This window comes from Pseudomonas sp. Sample_9 (assembly GCF_004307535.1).
GTDB classification, from domain to species: domain Bacteria; phylum Pseudomonadota; class Gammaproteobacteria; order Pseudomonadales; family Pseudomonadaceae; genus Aquipseudomonas; species Aquipseudomonas mercuritolerans.
The window spans coordinates 15231-39038 of sequence record NZ_RAZO01000319.1; the positions used below are offsets into that span (position 1 = coordinate 15231).

Consider the following 23808-nt stretch of genomic DNA (forward strand, 5'->3'; position numbering starts at 1 on the left):
AAAACATCGGTAAGGTAGGGGTCACAATTCAAGACCCGCGAGGAGTAGTGATGAGCGAGGCGTTGTCCATCCACCATGACCAGGCTGGTCATCAATTCGAGACCACTGTGGACGGTCATCGTGCTTACCTGACCTACATGGATCTGGGCAAGCAGACCCTGGATATCTACCGCACCTTCGTGCCCAATGCCCTGCGTGGCCGTGGCATTGCCGCAGCGCTGACTGAACGCGCGCTGCAATACGCCGAAGAAATGGGCTACACGGTGATCCCGTCTTGCTCTTACGTCGAGCGCTACATGGAACGCCATCAGCGTCGCGCCGCGAAGATCTGAACCGCACACACAAAAACGCCGGACAATGTCCGGCGTTTTTTTATGCCCGTAAAACGCAGCTTACGTGCGCTGACGCTTCGGCAATACGTCCTTGAGCTTGGCGTGCATGCTGCGCAAGGTGTTTTCGGTAGCGGACCAATCGATGCAGGCATCGGTGATCGACACGCCGTATTGCAGGTCGGCGAGATCTTTCGGGATTGCCTGGCAACCCCAGTTCAGGTGGCTTTCGACCATCAGGCCGATGATCGACTGGTTGCCCTCGAGGATCTGGTTAGCGACGTTTTCCATCACCAGCGGTTGCAGGGCCGGGTCCTTGTTGGAGTTGGCGTGGCTGCAATCGACCATGATGTTCGGCTTGATCTTCGCCTTGTTCAGCGCCTGCTCGCACAGGGCCACGCTGACCGAATCATAGTTCGGCTTGCCATTGCCGCCACGCAGCACCACGTGACCGTAGGCGTTGCCTTTGGTGGTGACGATCGACACGCCACCTTCCTGGTTGATGCCCAGGAAACGGTGCGGGCTGGACACCGACTGCAAGGCGTTGATCGCCACGGTCAAGCCGCCATCGGTGCCGTTCTTGAAGCCGACCGCCGAGGACAGGCCGGAAGCCATTTCGCGGTGAGTCTGCGATTCGGTAGTACGCGCGCCGATGGCCGACCAGCTGATCAGATCCTGCAGATATTGCGGGGAGATCGGGTCGAGGGCTTCGGTGGCGGTCGGCAGGCCTTTCTCGGCCAGGTCGAGCAGCAACTGACGACCGATATGCAGGCCGTCCTGGATCTTGAACGAGTCGTCCAGGTACGGATCGTTGATCAGACCTTTCCAGCCGACGGTGGTACGCGGCTTCTCGAAATACACACGCATGACCAGATACAGGGTGTCGGAGACTTCCTCGGCGAGCACCTTGAGGCGATCGGCGTATTCGTGGGCCGCCTTGATGTCGTGAATCGAGCACGGGCCGATCACGACGAACAGACGGTGGTCGGTGCCATCGAGAATGTTGCGAATGACTTCGCGGCCCTTGGTGACGGTGCGCAGGGCGGCGTCGCTCAGGGGGATATCACGCTTGAGCTGATCGGGAGTGATCAGGGTCTCGTTAGAGGCGACGTTTAGGTCGTTGATCGGTAAATCAGCCATCGTTTACTCGTCAGGTCACGGGTGCCGGCCGCCAGCGATCCCCGCGCGGCGGAGCACAGCAGATTTAGCGCGTCGGGGGAGCCGAACCTTAGCGCGTCAGAGGCGGCTCGACAATGGGCAAACCGTGCTTTAGTCCAGCGCTGGCTGCGCAAAAGCCTTGCGCAGGTTGTCGTGGGAGAACTCTTCGGCGTGCTCCTCGACCCATTGCAGGGCCAGCGCCTGACTATCCTGCAGATCGTCGTGGCTGTCCTGCATGCGTGAATAGCGTTCGATCTGACACACCTGCTCACCCATTCGCGCGCTGAACAGGGTCTGTTCGTCAGTGAAAGCGATGCCCACCAGATAGCCTTTTTTACGCCGCAGACACCAGGCCACATAGCCCGGATAACAGAAGTCGGCATTCAGCGTCGGCATGCGCACTTGCAGCGCAGTGCCGTGGCGCCAGGCGCGGTGGTAATTGCAAGCGATGCCGCCGAGGCTGATAGTGTGCAGCTGTTGTCTGGAAATGCATTCAGGCTTGAGTAACGTCAATTCAACCGGCACTTCGTCCGGATGAGGAATGAAACGTCCCATGAGCACAGACTCCCTGTGTCGGCCATCTGACATTGTTTCCCCCAGTATAGTGGTCGAATCCGAGCTGACCGACTTCGACGCCGACCAGCGGCTGCTGGCGATGCGCGGGGTTTCTCTGGTGATCTTCACCAGCGTCGGCTGCGCCAGTTGTCGTTATGCCCGCGAGGTGTTGCCGGAATTGCCGCTGATGATCGACCAGCTGTGCTGGATCGACGCCGGCAACAACGGCGGGCTGGTCGAGCGTTATCAGGTGTTTCATTTGCCGGCGCTGTTTGTGGTGCGCGACGGCGAGTTCTTTGGCGCAGTGCACAGCCGTCTGACGGTTGCCGAGGTCAATCAGGCTGTGGCGCAGGCGCTGGGTCGAATTGCAGAGGAGTTGCCATGAGCGAGACAGTCAGCAAACCGGTGGTGGGGATTATCGGCACCGGTGCGATCGGCGGGTTTTACGGGGTGATGCTGGCGCGTGCCGGTTTCGACGTGCATTTCTTGTTGCGCAGCGAATTCTCGGCAGTGGCTGAGCGCGGTTTGCAGATCAACAGTGCGGTGCACGGCCCGATGACGCTGCATCCGGCCAATGCCTATTCCGCTGCCGAAGACATGCCACCCTGTGACTGGCTGCTGGTCGGCACCAAGACCACCAGCAACGCCGGTCTGGCCCCGGCGATCATTCAGGCCGCCAAACCTGACGCAAAAGTGCTCTTGCTGCAGAACGGTCTGGATGTCGAAGACAGCCTGCGGCCACTGTTGCCGGATTCGCTGCATCTGCTCGGCGGTTTGTGTCTGATTTGCGTGCACCGCGAGGGGCCGGGGCAGATTGCCCATCAGGCCCTTGGCGCGGTGAATGTCGGTTATCACAGCGGCTCGGCCATTGATGAAGTAGCGCGCATGGCGATCGTCGAGGAGGGCGCCGGGCTGTTCCGTGCCGCCGGCATCGACTCGCAGGCGATGGCCAATCTGCATCAGGCACGCTGGCAGAAACTGGTGTGGAACATTCCCTACAACGGACTCTCGGTATTGCTCGGCGCGGGAACGCAAGCGCTGATGGCCGATGCCGACAGCCGCCTGTCGATTCAGGCGTTGATGGCGGAAGTGGTGCTGGGCGCCAGGGCCTGTGGATACGAGATCCCGCCCGGTTACGCCGAGTACCTGTTCACCATGACGGAAAAAATGCCCGATTACTGGCCGAGCATGTACCACGATTTTGCACACAAGCGTCCGCTGGAGCTGGAGGCGATCTACGCCCGGCCATTGGCGGCGGCGAAAGCGGCGGGCTGCGAGTTGCCGCGCATCGAGGCGTTGTATCGCCATTTGGGTTTTATCGACCGACGCAATACCTGAGTCGGTTGTTCTGGGGGAAGGCATGGCCAATAACATCGATGACAAACTGGTGCTGGCGATTTCCTCGCGCGCCTTGTTCGACCTGAGCGAAAGCCACAAGGTCTACCTGTCGAGCGGCGTCGAAGCCTATCGGCAATATCAGATCGAGCACGAAGACGAAATCCTCGCGCCGGGCGATGCGTTCCCGCTGGTGGAAAAACTCCTGAGCCTGAACAGTCGCCTCGGCCGCGCGCGGGTCGAGGTGATTCTGGTTTCCCGCAACAGCGCCGACACCGGTCTGCGGGTGTTCAATTCGATTCATCATTACGGTCTGGCGATTTCTCGTGCGGCGTTCGTTGGCGGGCGCAGTCCTTATCCGTATCTGAAAGCGTTTGGCTGCGACCTGTTTCTCTCGACCCACGCCGAAGACGTGCGTGCCGCGCTGGACGCCGGGTTCGCTGCGGCAACGATCCTGTCCGGTGGCGCGAGCCGTGCGGCCAGCGATGAATTGCGTATCGCCTTCGACGGTGATGCGGTGATCTTCTCGGACGAGTCCGAGCGCGTCTATCAGTCCGGCGGCCTGGAAGCGTTTCAGGCCAAGGAACGCGAATCGGCACGCGAGCCATTGCGTGGTGGGCCGTTCAAAGGCTTTCTGGCAGCGCTCAATCTGTTGCAGCGCGAGTTTCCCGATGACGATTGCCCGATCCGCACGGCGCTGGTTACCGCCCGTTCGGCGCCGGCCCATGAGCGAGTGATTCGCACCTTGCGGGAATGGGATATTCGTCTCGATGAGTCGCTGTTTCTCGGTGGCCTGACCAAATCGGCGTTCCTCGAAGCCTTCGCCGCCGACGTGTTCTTCGATGACCAGACCGGCCATTGCGAACTGGCTCGCGAAGTGGTCGCCACCGGCCACGTGCCCCACGGCATCAGCAACGAACAGCCGATCTAGAGCCTTTTCATTCAGGACGTTGCGTCGCACGTCGTACTCGCCAAGGCACTGCTAAGCTGAATCAATCTCCGCCATCGTTGGCTCGCGAGGAGGTCCCATGATTCGCTCAATGCTGTATGCCACCGACCTCGGTCTGTACGCACCGTTCGTGATGCAGCATGCCCTGGCCTTGGCGCGCACCTTCAATGCCGATCTGTATGTAGTGCACGCGGTGGAACCCATGGGCCTGTTTGCCGAGTCGGTGCTGCAAAGCTATCTCGACGAACAGGCATTGAACGAATTCCATAGTCAGGGTCTGAAAACAGTCATCGCCAATATCGAACAACGGGTGCTCGACAGCTTTCGTGAAGAACTGGGGGACGACGGCGAACAGGATCTGCAGCGCATTCGCGCAGTGCGCGTGCTGCAGGGCGATCCGTCGCAGGTGATTCTCGAACAGGTGCACAAGCTCTCGGTCGATCTGCTGATCGTCGGCAGTCACAGCCATGGTGTCGGTGCGGAAACACCGTTGGGGCGCACGGCGGCGCGGGTCCTGCAGTTGGCCAAGGTGCCGGTCTATCTGGTGCCGCTGATGGAACGCCGGCGGCGTGAGGATCGCTGAAGCAGGAATAATGGCGTTTTGATAAAAAAGTTCTAGATTTATTCTTCGAACCATTAATATAGTTATATACCGTCGCTGATGCCCGTGGCGTCTACCTGCTTTGAGGGATTGATATGAAGCTTCAACAACTGCGCTACATCTGGGAAGTGGCGCACCACGACCTCAACGTTTCCGCTACCGCTCAAAGCCTGTACACCTCGCAACCGGGCATCAGTAAGCAGATCCGCCTGCTGGAAGACGAGCTGGGCGTCGAAGTCTTCGCCCGCAGCGGCAAGCACCTGACCCGCGTCACCCCGGCCGGCGAGCGCATCATCACCACCGCTGGCGAGATCCTGCGCAAAGTCGAAAGCATCAAGCAGATTGCCCAGGAATTCTCCAACGAGAAGAAGGGCACCCTGTCGATCGCCACCACCCACACCCAGGCGCGTTATGCGCTGCCGCCGGTGATCAGCAATTTCATCAAGCAATACCCGGACGTGGCCCTGCACATGCATCAGGGCTCGCCGATGCAGATCGCCGAAATGGCCGCTGACGGCACCGTCGATTTCGCCATTGCCACTGAAGCGCTGGAGCTGTTCGGCGATCTGGTGATGATGCCGTGCTACCGCTGGAACCGCTGCGTGGTCGTACCCCACGGCCACCCGTTGACCAAGTTGCCGAAGCTGACCCTCGAAGCGCTGGCCGAATATCCGATCGTTACTTACGTATTCGGGTTCACCGGCCGCTCCAAGCTCGACGAAGCCTTCAGCCATCGTGGCCTGACGCCGAAAGTGGTGTTCACCGCTGCTGACGCCGACGTGATCAAAACCTACGTGCGTCTGGGTCTGGGCGTAGGCATCGTGGCTAAGATGGCCGTCGATACCAAGCTCGATAACGACCTGGTGGTGCTGGATGCCAGCGAACTGTTCGAGTCGAGTATCACCAAGATCGGTTTCCGTCGTGGCACTTTCCTGCGTGGCTTCATGTGCGACTTCATCGAGAAATTCGCCCCGCACCTGACCCGCGAAGTCATGGCCAAGGCCATTCAGTGCCACAACAAGCAAGAGCTCGAAGAGCTGTTCGACGGCGTCGAACTGCCCGTTCACTAAGCACCCGCTTCAGAGCACCTCGGTGACAGCAAATTGTTGCCGGGTGCCCGCCACCAGAATCTCCACCTCATCGCCCTCGAACTTGCCCAGCAGGCTTTTGCCCAGCGGCGAGCGCGGGGTGATGACGGTGATCGGTTGACCCACTACATCGACTTTGAGACCCGCCGCATCCGGCGCCAGAAACAGCCATTGCTCGCGACCCTTTTCGTCCTCCAGACCGAGCAGGGCGCCGACTTCGATGCCGCGTTTTTCGTCGTAGGCACGCAACGTCAGGTTCTGACACAGCGCCAGTGACTGACGGATTTCCTCAACCCGCTTCGCCTGACCCGCCGCCAGATACGACGCCTCCAGCCCCAGCGTGTCGTACTTGTTTTCGGCGATGTTTTCTTCGTGGGTCGCGGTTTCGTAAGCGGTTTGCGCGGCGCGTTCGGCAATGTCGAGGTCGATGCGCAGCTTGTCGAGAATCAACTGGTGGACGCTGTGTTTGTTCATGATCAATCGCAGAATTGCAAAACGTTGGCGCGGCTCTTTTCGGTCGGCGCGGTCTGGTCCTGCTGCAGCCAGAACTGGCATTTCGGATTGGACGCGTTACGCGAATTGGCGCGCGCCTGATCCAGTCGGGCCTGCTGTTCATTCTTGCGCAGGTTTTCTTCGTACTGTTGGAACAGCGGACTTTGCGGTGGAATGTCCGGCTGTACCTGTACGGGCGCCACAGCCGGCGGACTGACGCGCTGCTGCACCGCTTGCGCGACAGGGGCCAGTTGCTCGGGAAAGATAAAGCGCGAAAGCAGCCAGCAGGTCAGCGCAATCGCCAGGAACCCCAGCCACAGGCCCAGCGCAATACTGCCGGTCAGATGCAGCGCGCTAAGCTGAACGGGCAAGGGTCGACGCGGATTCGGACGGTAGGGCATGGCGGCCTCCTGGCGGATGGTTGCGGGCAAGCGGCGATTGTCGCACGAAGATTAATCGCCGTCGGCTCTTCTGCGCGAGTGCATTTATGCGGACAATCGAGGTTTTTTGCCAACGGGAGAAAGGCATGCCTGAAGTGAAACCCCGCTGGGACATTTTCTGCACCGTGGTCGATAACTTCGGTGACATCGGCGTGACCTGGCGCCTGGCCCGGCAACTGGTGGCCGAGCATGCCTTGCCGGTGCGCCTGTGGGTGGATGATCTGCGCGCGTTCGAGCGCCTCTGTCCTGAGATCGATGTCGATGTTGTGCAGCAATGGCAGCAGGGCGTCGAGGTGCGTCAGTGGCCGAGCGAGTGGCTGCACGCCGAGGCGGCCGACGTAGTCATCGCCGCCTTCGCCTGTCAGTTGCCCGCCGACTACATGGACAGCATGGCCGCACGGGAAACGCCACCGCTGTGGCTCAACCTCGATTATCTCAGCGCCGAAGACTGGGTCACCGGCTGCCACGGCTTGCCGTCGGTAAAATACAAAACGGTGCAGAAGTTCTTTTTCTTTCCAGGCTTCAAACCGGGCACCGGTGGCCTGCTGCGCGAACGCGGACTGCTCGAACAGCGTCGGCAGTTTCAGCAGGATCGGCCGGCCCAGCGACATTTCCTGCAAGCCTTGGGTATCGATCCTGCTCCGGACGCGCAACTGATCTCGCTGTTTGCTTATGAAAACCCCGGGTTGGCCAGTTGGCTGGATGTGCTGGCGGCCGATGCACGGCCGACTCACCTGCTGGTTCCGGAAGGGCGGATTCTCGGCGATGTGGCGCGCTGGCTGGAGGTGGAAACCCTGACGGTCGGCGCGATTCACGTGCGCGATTCGCTCACCGTGCAGGTACTGCCGTTCGTCCGGCAGGACCAATACGACCATCTGCTGTGGTGCTGCGATTTCAACGCGGTGCGCGGTGAAGATTCATTCGTTCGCGCGCAATGGGCGGGGCGGCCGATGCTCTGGCACATCTATCAGCAGGACGATGACATCCATCTGGACAAGCTCGATGCTTTTCTTGCGCTCTACACTCACGGCCTTACGCCCGCTGCGGCGCAGGCGATGAACGGTCTGTGGCGCGCGTGGAGCGCCGGGCAACCGATCGGCGAGCACTGGCTGGCGGTGCGAAATCATTGGCCGGAACTCGAGGAAAACGCCGAGGCATGGTGTCTGGAACAGGCCTTGCAGGCGGATCTTGCCACGGCGCTGGTACAGTTTTATGTAAATTGGATATGATACGCGGCCTAGATTTTTGTAAATCCCATCCAAATTCGGATATTCGCAATGAAAACTGGTAAAGAACTCAAACCCGGTACCGTGATCCGTATCGACAACGATCCTTGGCTGGTTCAGAAAGCTGAATTCACCAAGTCGGGCCGTAACAGCGCGATCATGAAGACCAAGCTGAAGAACCTGCTGACCGGTTACAAGACCGAAACCGTTTACGGTGCGGACGACAAACTGGACGACGTGATCCTGGATCGTAAAGAAGCCACCCTGTCGTTCATCAGCGGTGACACTTACACGTTCATGGACACCACTGACTACACCATGTACGAGCTGAACGCCGAAGACATCGAAAGCGTTCTGCCTTTCGTTGAAGAAGGCATGACCGACGTTTGCGAAGCCGTGTTCTTCGAAGAGCGTCTGGTTTCCGTAGAACTGCCGACCACCATCGTGCGTCAGGTTGACTACACCGAAGGCTCCGCTCGCGGTGACACTTCCGGCAAGGTGATGAAGCCTGCCAAACTGAAGAACGGTACCGAGCTGTCGGTTGCCGACTTCATCGAAATCGGCGACATGATCGAGATCGATACCCGCGAAGGCGGTTCCTACAAAGGCCGTGCGAAATAAGCACTGCTTTTTGCGGAAAGAAAAAACCCGACCATTGAGTCGGGTTTTTTTGTGCCTGTAAGAAACACTCGCAACCCTGTGGGAGCGAGCCTGCTCGCGAATGCGGTGTGTCATTCAATGAAGCGCTGTCTGACGGGACGCTTTCGCGAGCAGGCTCGCTCCCACAATGGGACTGTGGTTACTTCAAGTGTTGCTTCAGTTCTTCAGACGCCTGCAACATCGCCGAACGCACCGCCGGTACCTGGCTGACCACGTTGAGCAAACCGTAATCGTGGATCATGCCGTTGTAGCGCACCGACGTTACCGGAACCCCGGCCTCGTCGAGTTTGCGTGCGTAAGCTTCGCCTTCATCACGCAGCACGTCGGCGCTGGCCGTCTGCACCAGTGCTGGCGGCAGGCCTTTGAGCTGTGCGGTGGTGGCGCGCAGCGGTGAAGCGTAGATCTCGTTGCGCTGCTTGGCGTCGGTGGTGTAGTTGTCCCAGAACCACTTCATCATATTGCGGGTGAGGAAGTGCCCTTCGGCGTACTGGTTATACGAACCGGTGTCGAAGTTGGCATCGGTGACCGGCCACAGCAGCACCTGGAATTTGATCGCCGGGGTGCCCTTGTCCTTGGCCATCAGCGCAACCACTGCGGCCATGTTGCCGCCGACGCTGTTGCCGGCCACGGCCAGGCGCTTGCCGTCGACATTGATCTCTTTACCGTGTTCCGCCACCCATTTGGTCGCAGCGTAGGCCTGGTTGATCGCCACCGGGTAATGCGCTTCCGGCGAAGGGGTGTAATTGACGAACACCGCCGCCGCACCCGAACCGACCACGAGATCGCGCACCAGACGTTCGTGAGTCGGGAAGTCCCCCAGCACCCAGCCGCCGCCGTGGAAGAACATGAACACCGGCAGCTCACCCTTGACCCCGGCCGGCCGGACGATGGTCAGGCTCAGCGGTTGACCATCGACCTGGATGGTCTTCTCGCTGACATCGGCTTTGGGCAACGTCAACTTGACCCCGGACTGCGCGCCGACCAGCACGGCGCGGGCATCCTTGGGCGACAGCTGCTCGATCGGCTTGCCGCTGCCTGAATTCAGCGCATCGAGGAATGCCTGGGTGTTGTGTTCGACATCACCGGCGAAAGCGCTGTGTACCGACAGGGCGAGAAGGGTACCGGTCAAGACTTTGCTGAAGGTGTTCATGTTCATTTTTCCTTGTTCGGGCCGGGGGCTTGAGTGATTACACAGTCACGTGCAGACGGACATCGACGTTGCCACGGGTGGCGTTGGAGTACGGGCAGACCTGGTGAGCGGCGTCGACCAGCGACTGCGCATCGGCTTGCTCCAGGCCTGGCAGGCTGATGTGCAAATCGATGTCCAGACCGAAACCGCCGGGGATCTGGCCGATGCCGACATGGGCGGTGATCGACGCGTCGTCAGGAATCTTGCGCTTGGTCTGGCTGGCGACGAATTTCAGTGCGCCGATGAAGCAGGCCGAGTAACCGGCAGCGAACAGTTGCTCAGGGTTGGTCGCCGCACCGCCAGCACCGCCGAGTTCTTTCGGGGTGGCCAGTTTGACGTCGAGAACGTTGTCGCTGGAGATCGCACGACCGTCACGGCCGCCAGTGGAAGTTGCGATTGCGGTGTAGAGAGTTTGCATGGTGTGAGCCTCTTTGGTTGTGGTTTTGTGCGCTAATTGTTTGCGCGCTAAGTAGGTGTGAAGAGAATGTATAGCGCTAATGTTTAGCGCGCAAGATAAAATTTTGAAAAAAAGGGCGTTTTGCTCAAGGGCATAGCGTGGAAGGGGCGGGTAAGGCTTGATTTAGAGCGCTTGACGAGGGAATTCAGGCGGGAAAAATATTTTTGTTGGCGTTGAAAATCAGTGTGGGAGCGATCCTGCTCGCGAAGGCGGTGGAACATTCAACGACTCGCTGTCTGATCGGACGCTTTCGCGAGCAGGCTCGCTCCCACAGGGGAATGTAGCGGGGCTTAATTCAGGCTGTCTTGCAGATGTCCGCGCAGCGCTTGCAGCTCGGCCTGCAATTTCTGCAGACGTTCAAGGGTGAAGCCACTGGCGCCAAGAATGCACTGCGGCACGGTCTGCGCCTTGTCGCGCAAGGCGCGGCCCGCTGCGGTCAGTTCGACAATCACCACCCGCTCATCTTCGCGACTGCGGGTGCGGCTGAGCAGGCCTTCGGCTTCCAGACGCTTGAGCAATGGCGTCAGCGATCCCGGATCGGTCAGCAGGCGTGCGCTGATTTCTCCGACAGTCAGACCGTCCTTCTCCCACAACACCATCATCGCCAGATATTGCGGATAGGTCAGGCCCAGCGCCTGCAACAGCGGCTTGTAGACCTTGGTCATCATCAGCGAGGTCGAGTGCAGGGCGAAGCACGCCTGATTGTCGAGCAGCAGGTCGTCGCAGTTGTCGCGTTCGCAAGTCATTGTCAAAGCCTTGATCGTTGATCGTTTTTTAATCTAGCGCTCGAATCTTTAAGGCGCCAGATAAATATGTCCGGCGTCAGTGCCGGGCGAATTGCCGTTGCAACGCCAGATCCCACGGCGGCACCGGGCTGAAGCGGGTTTTCAGGTATTCCAGCAATAACCGACTGCGCGAATGGACCTGCTGTTCCATGCGCAGCGCGTAAATGCCGGTGGACTCCGGCGGCGGCAGGCCGTTTTCGCAGAACAGTGGCACCAGTTCGCCACGCAGCAAGTATTCGCTGGCCAGCCAAGTCGGCAAGTGTGCGACGCCCAGACCCGCCGCCGCGCCACACGCCAGGGCTTCGGCATTGTTGGCGCTCAGGCGCACCCGCGATGGCCGGTGCAGTTGCATTTGCCCGTCCACTTCGAATTTCCAGGCAAAGGGCGGCGCAAGGCCTTCCCAGTCGAGCCCGTCGTGTTCACTCAACTGCGCTGGGTGCTCGGGCACGCCACGCTGCTTGAGATAGTCAGGGCTGGCGCAGGCGACGCGGACCATGCTCGCCAATGGCGTGGCTACCAGGCGCGAGTCAGCCAACTGGCCGGTACGCAGCACCAGATCGACCTTGCCCAGGCTGCTGCCGGCCATGTCGCTGAAGCTGTCGATCAGGTGCATCTGCACATCCAGTCCCGGATACAGCAGGAGAAAATCGGCAATTACCGGCGCCAGATGCCGCCGCCCGAAAGCTGCTGGCGCATCGATGCGGATCAGGCCTTCCGGTGCGCTGCTCAACGACACCGCTTCGGCCCGCGCCAGTTGCAACTCGGCGATGATCCGTCGCGCCCGCTCGGCAAAGGCCAGGCCGGCCGAAGTCGGCAGCACGGCATGGGTGCTGCGTACGAACAGCTGACTGCCGACGGCACTTTCCAGGCTATCGATGCGCCGGGCTACGGCGGAAGGCGTCAGCGGATGGCGGCGCGAAGCGGCAGAAAAGCTGCCACTCTCCAGCACATCGAGAAACAGGCCGAGCTGATCGGTCAATTGGTTGGGATTCATGGAAATCACGCTTGTGCAAAATCGGCATAGCCATTGTGCGTTGCTGTGCGTTTCCCCGCTAGGCGCGAGTGCGTAGCATTGGCCGCCTGTCGTTAGAGGATTACCGTTGTGATGGATTTTCTGTTGTACCTGCTGTTCGGCGCCGCCCTTGGCACATTGGGCGGGATCTTTGGCATTGGCGGTGGCTTGATTGCGATCCCGTTGCTTGGCGTGTGGTTTGGGCTTGATCAGCAGATCGCCCAGGGCACGGCGCTGGTGATGGTGGTACCGAACGTGATGCTGGCGCTGTGGCGTTATCACCAGCGCAATCGCATCGAATTGCGCCATGCGCTGCCGCTGGCAGTGATGGGTTTCTGCTTTGCCTGGCTCGGCTCGATCTGGGCGGTGGGCATCGATGCGCAGACCATGCGCATCGGATTTGTCGCTTTTCTGGTGGCGCTGTCGGCCTACAACCTGTTGAAGATGTTCGGTCCGCGACCAGCGCCGACTGCCGAGATGCGCTATTCGTGGCCGTGGTTGGGCGTGCTCGGCGCCGCCTCGGGGACCATGGGCGGTTTGTTTGGCGTCGGCGGCGCGGTGGTGGCGACGCCGGTGCTGACCAGCCTGTTCGGCACCAGCCAAGTGGTTGCTCAAGGATTGTCGCTGGCGCTGGCCCTGCCGAGCACTGGCGTAACCCTGGTGACCTACGCGGTGCACCACGAAGTCGACTGGATGATCGGCCTGCCTCTGGCGGTCGGAGGTCTGCTCAGCATCAGTTGGGGCGTGAAAATTGCCCACGCCATGCCGGAAAAACTCCTGCGCGGGATGTTCTGCGGCTTTCTGGTGCTGTGTGCGGTGATGCTCGCGTTTAAAGTTTGAAGCCCTCGACGATGTGCTCGGCCAGGCACTCGGTGATCGGCGATGGGTTGTTCAGATTGCGGATCAGCATGATGCTCGCCTCGGGCAACAGTGGCAGGTCTTCGGCGGCGCCGAGGATGCGCATGTCCGGGGTGATCAGGCTCTCCAGCTGCGCGGTGATCGCCAGCCCGGCGCTGACCACGGCCATCAGCGCCGACAGGCTGCTGCTGTTGTAGGCGATGCGGTAATCGCGGCCCATCGCGTCCAGCGCATTGCACGCCCACAAGCGGCAGAAACAATCACTGTTGAACATCGCCAGGGGCAGCGGCGTCTGTTCGTGGGCGCTGAAGTTCTGCGCCTCGGCCCAGACAAAGCGCTCCTTGCGCAGCAACTGGCCGATCTCGTTGCCCGGCTCACGGGTGACGATCGACAAGTCCAGATCAGTGCGCTGCAACAGTTGTTTGGTCGATTCGCAATGCACTTCGATCTGGATCAGCGGATAGAACTGCGCGAACCGCGAGAGGATTCCCGGCAGAAAACGCATCACATAATCATCCGGCGTACCGATGCGCACGGTGCCGACCATGTGCGGCTCGCGCAGGGTGTTGAACACCTCACTGTGCAGTTTGAGGATGCGCCGTGCATAACCGAGCAGCACCTGGCCTTCTGCCGTCAGGCGCACCTGGCGTCCATCGCGCTCGAACAGCTGGCGCTGCAACACGTCTTCTTCCAGGCGTTTCATCTGCATGCTCACCGCCGACTGGGTGCGGTTGACCATCTCGCCGGCACGGGTGAAACCGCCCTGATCGGCAATCGCGACAAAGGTGCGCAGGACATCGGTATCGATACTGGGGTAGGCGGACAATTGATGAATCTCCGTGATGCATGCCATCAGAAACATTCGTTGGATTGATCTTAGCGCTGGCGCGAGACTTGAGTCATCCACAAAAGGAGGCAAGACGATGAAAGGTCAAAGAGAGTATGCAAGCGAAGAACAGCTGTCCGGCCACGGCCATATCGTGTCCGATCTGCTGCACAAATTCAGCCGTTGGTATGAGCTGCATCGTGAGCGGGAAATGCTAGCCGGCCTGAGCGATGAGGCGTTGAAGGACATCGGCATCAGCCGCGCCGATGTCGAACACGAAACCGTGCGGCCGTTCTGGGACGACCCGATGCATAAATGATGAGGCGATCGCTACACAAACCCCTTTCAGGTGAGGTAGGTTGCGAGCAGACATGGAGGAATAAATGCCCGCGACAGTGTCCTTTTCCCTCAAACAGGCGCGACGTCTGGCGCTGGCCGCCCAAGGGTTCAACGGGCGCCAGCCGCCGACCGTCAATGCCAGTCATCTCAACCGGCTGATCGAACGGCTGGGCCTGCTGCAAATCGATTCCGTCAATGCCGTGGTGCGCTCGCACTACCTGCCGCTGTTTTCCCGTCTCGGTTCCTATCCATCTGACTTGCTCGACCAGGCTGCCTGGAGTTCGGGGCGTCGGCGCACGCTGTTCGAATACTGGGGCCATGAAGCGTCGCTGTTGCCGCTGTCGATGTACCCATTGCTGGGTTGGCGCATGCAACGGGCCAAGCGTGGCGAAGACATCTATCAGCAATTGGCGAGGTTTGGTCGCGAACAACAGGAAACCATTCGCCGCGTGCTGACTGCGGTTGAGGAGCGGGGCGCGCTCGGCGCCGGCAGTCTGTCGACCCGCGAAGACAAGGCCGGGCCATGGTGGGACTGGAGTGCCGAGAAACACGCGCTGGAATGGTTGTTCGCCGCCGGTGAGGTCACGGTGGCGGGGCGACGCGGATTTGAGCGTTTGTACGATTTGCCCGAGCGAGTGATTCCGGCAGCGATTCTGCAGCAGCCCGAGCCGGATGAGGCCGAGGCGCAACGCGGTTTGCTGTTGCATGCGGCGCAAGCATTGGGCGTTGGTACGGAAAAAGACCTGCGCGATTACTTTCGCCTGAGCCCTGCGGATGCGCGCCCGCGTCTGGCTGAGTTGGTTGAAGCGGGGCAATTGCAGATGTGCGAAGTCGCCGACTGGCGGCAGATCGCCTATTGCCTGCCGGAGCCCAAAGTGCCGCGCAAGGTCATCGCCAGTGCGCTGCTGTCGCCGTTCGACTCGCTGATCTGGGAGCGCAGCCGCACCGAGCGCTTGTTCGATTTCCGCTATCGCCTGGAAATCTACACTCCGCAGCCCAAGCGCGTTTACGGCTATTACGTGCTGCCGTTTTTGCACAACGAGCGGATCGCCGCGCGGGTTGATCTGCGCGCCGAACGGGCGGCGGGGCAGTTGGCGGTGCATGCGGTGCACGAGGAAGAACCGGGGCTGGACGAGGAGGGCATGCTGGCGCTGGCGCTGAATTTGCGGCGGATGGCGGGTTGGCTGGGGCTTGAGCGGGTGCAGTTGAATTGTCAGCGCGAGAGTGCGGGGCGGTTGCGGGTGGCATTGGCGCGGATTGAGGTTGCCTGAGCCGGCCCTTTCGCGAGCAGGCTCGCTCCCACAGGGAAACGCATTGCAAATGTGGGAGCGAGCAGGCTCGCGAATTGGGGCGACTCGGTCTAGCGGCGGACTTGCTTCAGAGTCTCGGCAATCAAAAACGCCAATTCCAGCGACTGGTCAGCATTCATCCGCGGATCGCAGTGGGTGTGATAACGGTCGGACAAGCCATCCTCGGTAATCGGTCGGGCGCCGCCGATGCACTCGGTGACGTTCTGCCCGGTCATCTCGATATGGATGCCGCCGGCATAGCTGCCTTCCGCTTCGTGCACCTGGAAGAACTGCTTCACCTCGCCAAGGATCTGCGCAAAATCGCGGGTCTTGTAGCCGCTGCTGGCCTTGATGGTGTTGCCGTGCATCGGATCGGAGCTCCACAGCACCTGCTTGCCTTCGCGCTGGACCGCGCGGATCAGTGCCGGCAGATGATCGCCGACCTTGTTCGCGCCCATCCGCGCGATCAGGTTCAACCGCCCCGGATCGTTGTCCGGGTTGAGCACGTCGATCAGGCGAATCAGGTCATCGGGGTTCATGCTCGGGCCGACTTTGACGCCGATCGGGTTGTTCACCCCGCGCAGGAATTCAACGTGCGCGCCGTCGAGCTGGCGGGTGCGGTCGCCGATCCACAGCATGTGCGCCGAGCAATCGTAGTAATCGTTGGTCAGGCTGTCGCGGCGGACGAAGGCTTCTTCGTAGTTCAGCAGCAACGCTTCGTGGGCGGTGAAGAAACTGGTTTCGCGCAGTTGCGGCGAGCTGTCCATGCCGCAGGCGCGCATGAACGCGAGGGTTTCATCGATGCGGTCGGCGAGGTGGCTGTACTTCTCGGCCAGCGCCGAGTTGGCGATGAAATCCAGGTTCCACTTGTGCACTTGGTGCAGGTCGGCGAAACCGCCCTGGGCGAAAGCGCGCAACAGGTTCAAGGTTGCTGTGGACTGATGGTAGGACTGCAGCAAACGCTCCGGATCCGGCACGCGGCTCTTTTCGTCGAAGCCGATGCCGTTGACGATGTCGCCACGGTAGGCCGGCAGGGTTACGCCGCCGATGGTTTCGTCGTTGGCCGAACGTGGCTTGGCGAACTGACCGGCCATGCGCCCGACCTTGACCACTGGGCAGCCGGCAGCGAAGGTCATGACGATTGCCATTTGCAGCAACACTTTGAAGGTGTCGCGGATCTTCGCGGCGGAAAATTCGGCGAAGCTTTCCGCGCAATCGCCGCCCTGCAACAGGAACGCGCGGCCCTGAGTGACTTCGGCAAACTGGCGGCGCAGCTCGCGGGCTTCGCCGGCGAACACCAGCGGCGGATAGCTGGCCAGGGTTTGCTCGACCTGGCGCAGGTGCGCGGCGTCGGGGTATTGCGGTTGTTGCTGGATCGGCAGGGCGCGCCAGCTGTCAGGGCTCCACGGTTGGCTCATCACGGTCTCGAAGTTCGTACGCAGGGAAGCGCCATGTTAGCAGCAATTAGTGCGTGACCTGCTCCCGCCCCATCGCCGACAATCGCCGCTTTGCCACGGCGCCACAGCGGTGCCATCGCGTCACCGCGCCCGGTGACCATCAGGAGACGAAATGACTGAGGAGCGCGTCGAGCATCTGCTCGCCGAAGTACAGGATGAGTTCGGCGTGATTCGCGTGCTGGAAGTGGCCGATTACCGCTTTCTCGAGTTCGGCGATGCGATCGAGCAGAGCTGCGTGTTCACTGCCGACCCGAGCTGGCTGGAGTACGACTACACCCGCGCGATGCTGATCGGCGCGCTGTGCCACGAGCAGCCGGAGAGCGCGCTGTTTCTCGGTTTGGGCGCGGGCACGCTGACCCAGGCTTGCCTGAAGTTTCTGCCGCTGGAAGACGTCGAAGCCATCGAACTGCGCCCGGACGTGCCGCGCCTGGCCATCGAATATCTCGGCCTGGATGACGATCCGCGTTTGTACATCCGCGTCGGTGATGCGCTTGAACTGTTGCCGACTGCCGAGCCGGCGGATCTGATTTTCGTCGACCTCTATACCGATGTCGGTCCCGGTGTCGGGCATCTGGCCTGGAGTTTTCTCGGCGATTGTCAGAAGCGCCTGAATCCGGGCGGCTGGCTGGTGATCAACCAGTGGGCCACCGACGATGGCAAGCCGCTCGGCGCGGCGTTGTTGCGCGGGCTCTATCACCGGCATTACTGGGAGTTGCCGGTGAAGGAGGGCAACGTGATTCTGATCGTTCCGGCGGATCTCGATCAGGCGCTGGACATGCAGGCGCTGACCCAACGGGCCGAAGCGCTGGCGCCGCGGTTGGGGTATTCGTTGCAGTCGTTGATCAACGCGATTCGCCCGGCGACCTGAGCCGGCAGTACCGCCCCCTTCGCGAGCAGGCTCGCTCCCACATTTGAAATGCGTTCTACCTGTGGGAGCGAGCCTGCTCGCGAAGAGGCCCTGACAGGCAGCAGATTCTTCACACCCCTTTGAAGATCCCCGGACGCCGCTCCACCAACGATCGCACCCCCTCCCGGGCATCCTCAGTGGCGAGCAACTTCTTCACCAGCGCCGGTAACGCCTGCGCCGCCGCTGTCTCACCCTCATAACGCGCCTGTCTCGCTGACATCAAGGTCGCTTGCACGCCCAGTGGTGCCTGCCGGGCAATCCGTTCGGCCAGCTCGATCGCGCGGGGCAGCAAATCTTCGCTGGCCATCACTTCCTGCACCAGGCCCAGATGCAAGGCATCGTGGGCATCGAACTCATCGCCAGTGAGCAACCAGCGCATCGCATTGCCCCAGCCAGCGATCTGCTGGAAACGCAAAGTCGCGCCGCCAAACGGAAAGATCCCACGCTGCACTTCCATCTGCGCGAAGCGGGTATTGCTCGCGCACAGGTTGATGTCCGCCGCCAGCATCAGCTCGATGCCGATGGTCAGGCAGTAACCCTGCGCGGCGACGATAACCGGTTTGCTCACCCGTGGGCCGACGAAAACACCCCAGGGATCGCAACCGCCGCTCGGAACCTGCCAGCCTTCGGCCAGTGCGGCGCTGGCATTGACCAGATCGAGTCCGGCGGTGAAGTGCTCGCCATGGCCGAACACCACGGCGACCCGCGCTTCGCGGTCGGCTTCGAATTCGCCGTAGGCCAGGCTAAGGTCGTTGAGCAGGTCGATATCGAAAGCGTTGCGCTTGGCCGCCCGATCAAGGCCGATCAAGTGCACATGACCACGACGTTCTCGGCTGACGCGGCCGGCGCAGGGCTGATTCATGGCTAAATCCTCAAGCGGGAAGGGCGGGTGCGCGGCGCTTTGCCGCAGGTCGGTGAACCGTTTAAGCGTCATCGCCCGCAGGGCCGGGCCTTTGCAAAATAGACCGTTGCGCGATTATCCGCAAAACCCCGTTACACGGCGGTGACACCCTGATAAGGGCCACAAAAAAAGCTCCCTTTTCGGGCGAAATCCGGTATAGTGCGCGCCGGCCTTTAACCGGGCCGCGTTTAGGTAGCGCATTTCCCGAAGTCAGCTTCGGCTGCATGTCCGCATTGCGGGCTCTTCCTTGACGATTCATCTTCATTCATTCGTTTTCGCAAATCCCCGCCGACAAAGCTGCCAGGGCGACTCTTGAGTCTCAACACGGCATGCGCAGCTTTGGAGCATGGGTCTTTGCGGATGCACTTAGAGGCAGACCCATGACCCAGGAAACCGGCGGATTCGCCGCTTTTAATCTCAACCCGAATATTCTTGCAGCCGTCGCAGCGACTGGCTACGAAGAGCCTTCGGCGATTCAGCAGCAATCGATCCCGATCATCATGGCCGGCCAGGACATGATTGGCCAGGCGCAAACCGGTACCGGTAAAACCGCCGCGTTCGCACTGCCTATTCTGCACCGCATCGATCCTGCCAAGCGCGAACCGCAAGCCCTGATCCTGGCGCCGACCCGAGAGTTGGCGCTGCAAGTAGCAACCGCTTTTGAAACCTACGCCAAGCAAATGCCAGGCGTCACCGTCGTGGCTGTCTACGGCGGCGCGCCGATGGGCCCGCAACTCAAGGCAATCCGTAATGGCGCACAGATTGTTGTCGCTACTCCGGGTCGTCTGTGCGACCACCTGCGTCGCGACGAGAAAGTCCTGTCGACTGTGAACCATCTGGTTCTCGACGAAGCTGACGAAATGTTGAAGCTGGGCTTCATGGATGACCTGGAGGTCATCTTCAAGGCTCTGCCATCGACCCGCCAGACCGTGCTGTTCTCGGCGACCCTGCCGCAGTCGATCCGCGCCATTGCCGAACGCCACCTGCGCGATCCGCAACACGTCAAGATCCAGACCAAGACCCAGACCGTTACCGCGATCGAACAGGCTCACCTGTTGGTTCACGCTGACCAGAAAACCTCTGCCGTGCTCAGCCTGCTGGAAGTCGAAGACTTCGACGCGCTGATCATGTTCGTGCGCACCAAGCAAGCGACCCTGGACCTGGCCAGCGCCCTCGACGCCAAAGGCTACAAAGCCGCCGCGTTGAACGGTGACATTGCCCAGAACCAGCGTGAGCGCGTGATCGACTCGCTCAAGGATGGCCGTCTGGACATCGTTGTCGCGACCGACGTTGCTGCCCGTGGTCTGGACGTTCCGCGCATCACTCACGTATTCAACGTTGACATGCCGTACGACCCGGAATCCTACGTGCACCGTATCGGCCGTACCGGCCGTGCCGGTCGCGAAGGTCGTGCACTGCTGCTGGTGACTCCACGTGAGCGCCGCATGCTGCAAGTGATCGAGCGAGTAACCGGACAGAAAGTTGCCGAAGTACGCCTGCCAGACGCTCAAGCCGTTCTCGATGCACGCATCAAGAAACTGACCAACAGCCTGTCGCCGCTGGTTGCTGATGCCGAATCGACTCACGGTGAGCTGCTCGACCGCCTGACCGCCGACATCGGTTGCACCCCGCGTGCTCTGGCTGCTGCGCTGCTGCGCAAAGCCACCAATGGTCAAGCGCTGAACCTGGCCGCGATCGAGAAGGAACGTCCACTGGTACCGAACAACGCACCGCGTGGCGACCGTCCTGAGCGTTCCGGTGATCGTCCTGATCGTGGTGACCGCGAGCGTCGCGCGCCAATGCCTTTGGGCGAAGGCCGTGCTCGTTGCCGTACCGCGCTGGGCGCGCGTGACGGTATCGCTGCGAAAAACCTGCTGGGCGCCATCCTCAACGAAGGCGGTCTGGCCCGTGAAGCGATCGGTCGCATCCAGGTGCGTGACAGCTTCAGCCTCGTCGAGCTGCCGGAAGAAGGTCTGGAAAAACTCCTGACCAAGCTGAAGGACACTCGCGTTGCCGGTAAGCAGCTCAAGCTGCGTCGCTACCGCGAAGATTGATCCGCCCTTGGGCTGATTGATCGCAAATAAAAAATCCCCGACTGGTTCGGGGATTTTTTTTGCCTGTTCATTGGCTACTGTGGGAGCGAGCCTGCTCGCGAAGGCCTCAACCGAAGCGATAAATATCCATACCCAGCGCCCCCATCGTGAAACCCTGATGCGTCACGCTGAAAACCCCGCCCGCACCGCGAGCAAAATACAACGGCAACAGATGCTCATCACTGGGGTGACTGCGCACGGCATTCGGCGCCTGCTGGCGATAATCATGCAGCGCCGTTTCATCGTCGGCCGCCAGCTTGTCGATCATCCAGTCACGAAAATCCCGCGCCCACGGTTCAATGCTTTCCGGGCCGGCATGCCAGTCCAGCTCGCGGAGGTTGTGGGTGATGCTGCCGGAGCCGATCAACAGAATGCCGTGTTCGCGCAGGCTCGCCAGCGCACGGCCAACCCGCGTCTGCAACGCCGGCCCGCCACGACTCGGCAGCGAGACTTGCACCACCGGAATGTCGGCCTGCGGATACATCAAAGACAGTGGCACCCAGACACCATGATCAAACGGTCGTTGCGGATCGAGCCGCGCCGGCAAGTCATGGGCGTTCAGCAGTTCAGCCACTTCGGCGGCCAGCTGCGGATTACCCGGGGCCGGGTACTGCACTTCAAACAGCGCACGGGGGAAACCGCCGAAGTCGTGCCAGGTTTCCGGGTGCGGGTGGCTGCTGACGAGCAACTCGTGGCTTTCCCAGTGCGCCGAGACGATGACGATGGCTTTGGGGCGCGGCAGTTCGGCGGCCAGATGGGCCAGTGCCGGGCCGCTGGCACCGGGTTCCAGCGCCAGCATCGGTGAACCGTGGGAGATAAACAGGCTGGGCAACATGGACGGGCTCCTGAGCGCTAAGATGAGCCATCTTCAGTCAGATCATCGATCTGAATCCAATATAAGTTTCTGCGGTTTTTCATCGGTTTTTCGGGAGTGAGCCATGCAGCCTGAGTTTTGGTACAAGAAATGGGATTCGAACCAGATCGGCTTTCATCAGTCCGAGGCCAACCCGTATTTGCAGCGCTATTGGCCGGAGCTGGCGATTGCACCGTCGGCGCGTGTGCTGGTGCCGCTGTGCGGGAAGAGTCTGGATCTGCTCTGGCTTGCCGGGCAGGGACACCAGGTGATTGGGGTTGAGCTAGCGGAAAAGGCTGTCGAGGAGTTTTTCAGCGAACATCAGTTGCAACCGCAGATCAGCGAGCAGGGCGCATTCAAGGTTTATCGCACTGTTGCGTTCGAATTGTGGTGCGGTGATTTTTTCGCGCTGACGGCAGAGGATGTTGCCGGTTGCACCGCGCTGTATGACCGCGCCGCGCTGATTGCCTTGCCGGACGTGATGCGTCAGCGCTACGCGGCGCATCTGCAGCACTTGCTGGCGCCGGAGGTGAAAGGGCTGGTGATTACCCTGGATTACGATCAGACGCAGATCCCGGGGCCGCCGTTTGCGGTGAATGATGATGAGGTGCAGCGGTTGCTGGGCCAGGGTTGGCAGCTGGAGAAACTGGAAGAGCGAGATATTCTGGCTGAGAGCCCCAAGTTTCAGCAGGGCGGGGTTGAGTGGTTGGTGGAGCGGGTTTATCGGGTTTCTTCCAGATAGTTTTCTGTCAGCAGCTCCGGCGTCTTCGCGAGCAGGCTCGCTCCCACAGTGGGATGCATTCCAAAGGTGGGAGCGAGCCTGCTCGCGAAAGGGACTTTGCTGACAACGCATGATCTGAAGAAACAAAAAAAGGCCCGCATCGCTGCGGGCCTTCTTTTTCACTTCGGTCGAATCAACCGCGACGACGCAGTGCGTCAATACGCTCTTCCAGCGGCGGGTGGCTCATGAACATGCGGGCGAAGCCCTGTTTGATGCCACCGTTGATGCCGAAGGCGTTCAGGGTGTCGGGCATGTGCACCGGCAGGCCCTGTTCGGCACGCAGACGTTGCAGAGCGCCAATCATCGCGCTGGTACCGGCCAGGCGGGCGCCGGCTTCGTCGGCACGGAATTCGCGCTTGCGCGAGAACCACATGACGATTGCGCTGGCGAGGATGCCCAGCACCAGTTCGGCGAAGATGGTCGCCACGTAGTAGGCGATGCCCTGGCCTTCTTCGTTCTTGAAGATGACCTTGTCGACGAAGTTGCCGATGATCCGCGCGAAGAACATCACGAAGGTGTTCACCACGCCCTGGATCAGCGCCAGCGTGACCATGTCGCCGTTGGCGACGTGACCGATTTCGTGGGCCAGTACGGCTTTCACTTCATCGGGCGAGAATCGCTCGAGCAGGCCCTGGCTGACCGCGACCAGCGCGTCGTTCTTGTTCCAGCCGGTGGCGAAAGCATTCGCTTCGTAGGCCGGGAAAATCCCGACTTCAGGCATCTTGATCCCGGCTTCGCGGGACAATTGCTCGACCGTTTGCAGCAGCCATTGCTCATGACGGGTGCGTGGCTGGCTGATGATTTGCGTGCCGGTGCTCATCTTCGCCATCCACTTGGAGATGAACAGCGAGAACAGCGAGCCGGCGAAACCAAAGACCGCACAGAAAACCAGCAGCTGACTGAGGTCGAGGTCGACCCCGTTGGCCGCCATGAACCCGTTGAAGCCGAACAGGCTCAGGGTGATGCTGGCTATCAGCACGACCGCCAGGTTAGTGGCCAAAAACAGCAGGATGCGCATCATGGTTGTAGAACTCTCCTCAAGCTAAAGATGTAGCGTACTGCGGGGTATATAAGGTGCGGCACCGGGCTATTCAACCGAGTGACTATTTCAAACTGTGTCCTACAGCGGTTTCCTGAGCAAAAAGAAAATTCCCACCCTCGATTCCGACACGGATGACACAGCCTTTCGCCCCGCCGCCATTAGGTCAGACACGTCTGTACAGCTCGC

Annotated in this window: 27 protein-coding genes; 14 read left to right on the forward strand and 13 right to left on the reverse strand. The window is 60.7% G+C overall.

Annotated features, from left to right (window positions below):
• The first annotated feature begins 50 nt into the window (after positions 1–50).
• Positions 51–332, forward strand: coding sequence for a GNAT family N-acetyltransferase (locus D6877_RS17575; protein WP_016770879.1), 282 nt, complete (start codon positions 51–53; stop codon positions 330–332).
• Between the two features lie 60 nt (positions 333–392).
• On the opposite strand, the gene D6877_RS17580 is transcribed toward D6877_RS17575, so the two are convergent.
• Both D6877_RS17580 and D6877_RS17585 read right to left on the reverse strand, forming a co-directional pair.
• A complete protein-coding gene (locus D6877_RS17580) occupies positions 393–1469 on the reverse strand; it encodes a 3-deoxy-7-phosphoheptulonate synthase (protein ID WP_016770878.1) in 1077 nt (358 codons plus the stop codon).
• Positions 1470–1598: 129 nt separating this feature from the next.
• Positions 1599–2042, reverse strand: a complete 444-nt coding sequence (locus D6877_RS17585; RefSeq protein ID WP_024013780.1) for a PilZ domain-containing protein — start codon at positions 2040–2042, stop codon at positions 1599–1601.
• On the opposite strand from D6877_RS17585, the gene D6877_RS17590 reads away from it, so the two are divergent.
• The 5 genes from D6877_RS17590 to cysB all read left to right on the forward strand — a co-directional run bounded on the left by D6877_RS17590 (position 2041) and on the right by cysB (position 5997).
• Positions 2041–2427, forward strand: a complete 387-nt coding sequence (locus tag D6877_RS17590) for a thioredoxin family protein (protein ID WP_130911589.1) — start codon at positions 2041–2043, stop codon at positions 2425–2427. The genes D6877_RS17585 and D6877_RS17590 overlap by 2 nt on opposite strands.
• Positions 2424–3380 (forward strand): putative 2-dehydropantoate 2-reductase, encoded by a 957-nt coding sequence (locus D6877_RS17595; RefSeq protein WP_130911590.1) that lies wholly within the window; start codon positions 2424–2426, stop codon positions 3378–3380. Before D6877_RS17590 ends, D6877_RS17595 begins: the two co-directional genes overlap by 4 nt.
• 22 nt (positions 3381–3402) lie before the next feature.
• Positions 3403–4308 carry a 5'-nucleotidase gene (locus D6877_RS17600; protein WP_122611508.1) on the forward strand — a complete coding sequence of 302 codons (906 nt, stop codon included), beginning with the start codon at positions 3403–3405 and terminating at the stop codon, positions 4306–4308.
• 97 nt (positions 4309–4405) lie between these two features.
• Entirely contained in the window at positions 4406–4909 is a 504-nt protein-coding gene (locus D6877_RS17605) for a universal stress protein (RefSeq protein WP_039759918.1), read from the forward strand.
• Positions 4910–5022: 113 nt separating this feature from the next.
• Positions 5023–5997 carry an HTH-type transcriptional regulator CysB gene (cysB, locus tag D6877_RS17610; protein WP_016770873.1) on the forward strand — a complete coding sequence of 325 codons (975 nt, stop codon included), beginning with the start codon at positions 5023–5025 and terminating at the stop codon, positions 5995–5997.
• A gap of 9 nt (positions 5998–6006) precedes the next feature.
• Here the strand turns inward: cysB and D6877_RS17615 are convergent, their stop codons facing one another.
• Positions 6007–6489: a GreA/GreB family elongation factor gene (locus D6877_RS17615; protein ID WP_130911591.1), complete on the reverse strand. Its 483-nt coding sequence runs from the start codon at positions 6487–6489 to the stop codon at positions 6007–6009.
• Positions 6490–6491: 2 nt separating this feature from the next.
• Positions 6492–6908, reverse strand: coding sequence for a hypothetical protein (locus D6877_RS17620; RefSeq protein WP_016770871.1), 417 nt, complete (start codon positions 6906–6908; stop codon positions 6492–6494).
• Between the two features lie 125 nt (positions 6909–7033).
• Here D6877_RS17620 and earP point away from each other — a divergent pair, with 125 nt between their 5' ends.
• Both earP and D6877_RS17630 read left to right on the forward strand, forming a co-directional pair.
• Complete coding sequence (earP, locus tag D6877_RS17625; protein ID WP_130911592.1) at positions 7034–8176, forward strand: elongation factor P maturation arginine rhamnosyltransferase EarP; 1143 nt, start codon at positions 7034–7036, stop codon at positions 8174–8176.
• 48 nt (positions 8177–8224) lie between these two features.
• The gene (locus D6877_RS17630; protein ID WP_003226785.1) at positions 8225–8794 is read left to right on the forward strand and encodes an elongation factor P; all 570 of its coding nucleotides are present in this window, start codon (positions 8225–8227) and stop codon (positions 8792–8794) included.
• 178 nt (positions 8795–8972) lie between these two features.
• Here the strand turns inward: D6877_RS17630 and D6877_RS17635 are convergent, their stop codons facing one another.
• From D6877_RS17635 to D6877_RS17650, 4 genes are all read right to left on the reverse strand, one after another.
• A complete protein-coding gene (locus D6877_RS17635; protein WP_024013773.1) occupies positions 8973–9983 on the reverse strand; it encodes an alpha/beta hydrolase in 1011 nt (336 codons plus the stop codon).
• Between the two features lie 37 nt (positions 9984–10020).
• Positions 10021–10440, reverse strand: coding sequence for an organic hydroperoxide resistance protein (locus D6877_RS17640; RefSeq protein ID WP_007940002.1), 420 nt, complete (start codon positions 10438–10440; stop codon positions 10021–10023).
• A 329-nt stretch (positions 10441–10769) separates the two neighbouring features.
• Positions 10770–11225, reverse strand: a complete 456-nt coding sequence (locus D6877_RS17645; protein WP_073472431.1) for a MarR family transcriptional regulator — start codon at positions 11223–11225, stop codon at positions 10770–10772.
• Positions 11226–11301: 76 nt separating this feature from the next.
• Positions 11302–12258, reverse strand: coding sequence for a LysR family transcriptional regulator (locus D6877_RS17650; protein ID WP_016770867.1), 957 nt, complete (start codon positions 12256–12258; stop codon positions 11302–11304).
• Between the two features lie 108 nt (positions 12259–12366).
• Here D6877_RS17650 and D6877_RS17655 point away from each other — a divergent pair, with 108 nt between their 5' ends.
• A complete protein-coding gene (locus D6877_RS17655) occupies positions 12367–13116 on the forward strand; it encodes a sulfite exporter TauE/SafE family protein (RefSeq protein ID WP_130911593.1) in 750 nt (249 codons plus the stop codon).
• Here the strand turns inward: D6877_RS17655 and D6877_RS17660 are convergent.
• The gene (locus D6877_RS17660; protein WP_174823892.1) at positions 13106–13960 is read right to left on the reverse strand and encodes a LysR substrate-binding domain-containing protein; all 855 of its coding nucleotides are present in this window, start codon (positions 13958–13960) and stop codon (positions 13106–13108) included. The two genes, D6877_RS17655 and D6877_RS17660, sit on opposite strands and share 11 nt — an antisense overlap.
• Before the next feature lie 97 nt (positions 13961–14057).
• Between D6877_RS17660 and D6877_RS17665 the strand changes: the two genes are divergently transcribed.
• Together D6877_RS17665 and D6877_RS17670 are read left to right on the forward strand one after the other, a co-directional pair.
• On the forward strand, positions 14058–14279 hold the full coding sequence (locus tag D6877_RS17665) for a DUF1127 domain-containing protein (RefSeq protein ID WP_024013770.1): 222 nt from the start codon (positions 14058–14060) through the stop codon (positions 14277–14279).
• Positions 14280–14343: 64 nt separating this feature from the next.
• Positions 14344–15570 carry a winged helix-turn-helix domain-containing protein gene (locus D6877_RS17670; RefSeq protein WP_130911594.1) on the forward strand — a complete coding sequence of 409 codons (1227 nt, stop codon included), beginning with the start codon at positions 14344–14346 and terminating at the stop codon, positions 15568–15570.
• Positions 15571–15659: 89 nt separating this feature from the next.
• Here D6877_RS17670 and D6877_RS17675 read toward each other — a convergent pair whose 3' ends face one another.
• Positions 15660–17006, reverse strand: coding sequence for a 3-deoxy-7-phosphoheptulonate synthase class II (locus tag D6877_RS17675; RefSeq protein ID WP_038861070.1), 1347 nt, complete (start codon positions 17004–17006; stop codon positions 15660–15662).
• A gap of 151 nt (positions 17007–17157) precedes the next feature.
• Here D6877_RS17675 and D6877_RS17680 point away from each other — a divergent pair, with 151 nt between their 5' ends.
• Positions 17158–17913 carry a spermidine synthase gene (locus D6877_RS17680; protein ID WP_130911595.1) on the forward strand — a complete coding sequence of 252 codons (756 nt, stop codon included), beginning with the start codon at positions 17158–17160 and terminating at the stop codon, positions 17911–17913.
• A gap of 109 nt (positions 17914–18022) precedes the next feature.
• Here D6877_RS17680 and D6877_RS17685 read toward each other — a convergent pair whose 3' ends face one another.
• Positions 18023–18814: a crotonase/enoyl-CoA hydratase family protein gene (locus D6877_RS17685; protein WP_071173120.1), complete on the reverse strand. Its 792-nt coding sequence runs from the start codon at positions 18812–18814 to the stop codon at positions 18023–18025.
• Positions 18815–19233: 419 nt separating this feature from the next.
• Between D6877_RS17685 and D6877_RS17690 the strand changes: the two genes are divergently transcribed.
• Positions 19234–20907, forward strand: a complete 1674-nt coding sequence (locus tag D6877_RS17690) for a DEAD/DEAH box helicase (RefSeq protein ID WP_016770859.1) — start codon at positions 19234–19236, stop codon at positions 20905–20907.
• 106 nt (positions 20908–21013) lie between these two features.
• Here D6877_RS17690 and D6877_RS17695 read toward each other — a convergent pair whose 3' ends face one another.
• Entirely contained in the window at positions 21014–21781 is a 768-nt protein-coding gene (locus D6877_RS17695) for a class III extradiol ring-cleavage dioxygenase (RefSeq protein WP_130911596.1), read from the reverse strand.
• Positions 21782–21884: 103 nt separating this feature from the next.
• Between D6877_RS17695 and D6877_RS17700 the strand changes: the two genes are divergently transcribed.
• The gene (locus tag D6877_RS17700) at positions 21885–22541 is read left to right on the forward strand and encodes a thiopurine S-methyltransferase (protein WP_130911597.1); all 657 of its coding nucleotides are present in this window, start codon (positions 21885–21887) and stop codon (positions 22539–22541) included.
• Positions 22542–22713: 172 nt separating this feature from the next.
• On the opposite strand, the gene htpX is transcribed toward D6877_RS17700, so the two are convergent.
• A complete protein-coding gene (gene htpX / locus D6877_RS17705) occupies positions 22714–23601 on the reverse strand; it encodes a protease HtpX (protein ID WP_007908619.1) in 888 nt (295 codons plus the stop codon).
• Positions 23602–23808 lie beyond the last annotated feature (207 nt).

Excerpts from the sequence above, each read along its gene's own strand:
- D6877_RS17630 (WP_003226785.1), top strand. The coding sequence starts at position 8,225 with ATGAAAACTGGTAAAGAACTCAAACCCGGTACCGTGATCCGTATCGAC.
- D6877_RS17690 (WP_016770859.1), top strand. The coding sequence starts at position 19,234 with ATGACCCAGGAAACCGGCGGATTCGCCGCTTTTAATCTCAACCCGAAT.
- cysB (WP_016770873.1), top strand. The coding sequence starts at position 5,023 with ATGAAGCTTCAACAACTGCGCTACATCTGGGAAGTGGCGCACCACGAC.
- D6877_RS17615 (WP_130911591.1), bottom strand. The coding sequence starts at position 6,489 with ATGAACAAACACAGCGTCCACCAGTTGATTCTCGACAAGCTGCGCATC.
- D6877_RS17595 (WP_130911590.1), top strand. The coding sequence starts at position 2,424 with ATGAGCGAGACAGTCAGCAAACCGGTGGTGGGGATTATCGGCACCGGT.
- D6877_RS17645 (WP_073472431.1), bottom strand. The coding sequence starts at position 11,225 with ATGACTTGCGAACGCGACAACTGCGACGACCTGCTGCTCGACAATCAG.
- D6877_RS17640 (WP_007940002.1), bottom strand. The coding sequence starts at position 10,440 with ATGCAAACTCTCTACACCGCAATCGCAACTTCCACTGGCGGCCGTGAC.
- D6877_RS17650 (WP_016770867.1), bottom strand. The coding sequence starts at position 12,258 with ATGAATCCCAACCAATTGACCGATCAGCTCGGCCTGTTTCTCGATGTG.
- D6877_RS17680 (WP_130911595.1), top strand. The coding sequence starts at position 17,158 with ATGACTGAGGAGCGCGTCGAGCATCTGCTCGCCGAAGTACAGGATGAG.
- D6877_RS17620 (WP_016770871.1), bottom strand. The coding sequence starts at position 6,908 with ATGCCCTACCGTCCGAATCCGCGTCGACCCTTGCCCGTTCAGCTTAGC.
- earP (WP_130911592.1), top strand. The coding sequence starts at position 7,034 with ATGCCTGAAGTGAAACCCCGCTGGGACATTTTCTGCACCGTGGTCGAT.
- D6877_RS17590 (WP_130911589.1), top strand. The coding sequence starts at position 2,041 with ATGAGCACAGACTCCCTGTGTCGGCCATCTGACATTGTTTCCCCCAGT.
- D6877_RS17575 (WP_016770879.1), top strand. The coding sequence starts at position 51 with ATGAGCGAGGCGTTGTCCATCCACCATGACCAGGCTGGTCATCAATTC.
- D6877_RS17695 (WP_130911596.1), bottom strand. The coding sequence starts at position 21,781 with ATGTTGCCCAGCCTGTTTATCTCCCACGGTTCACCGATGCTGGCGCTG.
- D6877_RS17580 (WP_016770878.1), bottom strand. The coding sequence starts at position 1,469 with ATGGCTGATTTACCGATCAACGACCTAAACGTCGCCTCTAACGAGACC.
- D6877_RS17585 (WP_024013780.1), bottom strand. The coding sequence starts at position 2,042 with ATGGGACGTTTCATTCCTCATCCGGACGAAGTGCCGGTTGAATTGACG.
- D6877_RS17675 (WP_038861070.1), bottom strand. The coding sequence starts at position 17,006 with ATGAGCCAACCGTGGAGCCCTGACAGCTGGCGCGCCCTGCCGATCCAG.
- D6877_RS17670 (WP_130911594.1), top strand. The coding sequence starts at position 14,344 with ATGCCCGCGACAGTGTCCTTTTCCCTCAAACAGGCGCGACGTCTGGCG.
- D6877_RS17700 (WP_130911597.1), top strand. The coding sequence starts at position 21,885 with ATGCAGCCTGAGTTTTGGTACAAGAAATGGGATTCGAACCAGATCGGC.
- D6877_RS17665 (WP_024013770.1), top strand. The coding sequence starts at position 14,058 with ATGAAAGGTCAAAGAGAGTATGCAAGCGAAGAACAGCTGTCCGGCCAC.
- D6877_RS17605 (WP_039759918.1), top strand. The coding sequence starts at position 4,406 with ATGATTCGCTCAATGCTGTATGCCACCGACCTCGGTCTGTACGCACCG.
- D6877_RS17600 (WP_122611508.1), top strand. The coding sequence starts at position 3,403 with ATGGCCAATAACATCGATGACAAACTGGTGCTGGCGATTTCCTCGCGC.
- D6877_RS17635 (WP_024013773.1), bottom strand. The coding sequence starts at position 9,983 with ATGAACACCTTCAGCAAAGTCTTGACCGGTACCCTTCTCGCCCTGTCG.
- htpX (WP_007908619.1), bottom strand. The coding sequence starts at position 23,601 with ATGATGCGCATCCTGCTGTTTTTGGCCACTAACCTGGCGGTCGTGCTG.
- D6877_RS17685 (WP_071173120.1), bottom strand. The coding sequence starts at position 18,814 with ATGAATCAGCCCTGCGCCGGCCGCGTCAGCCGAGAACGTCGTGGTCAT.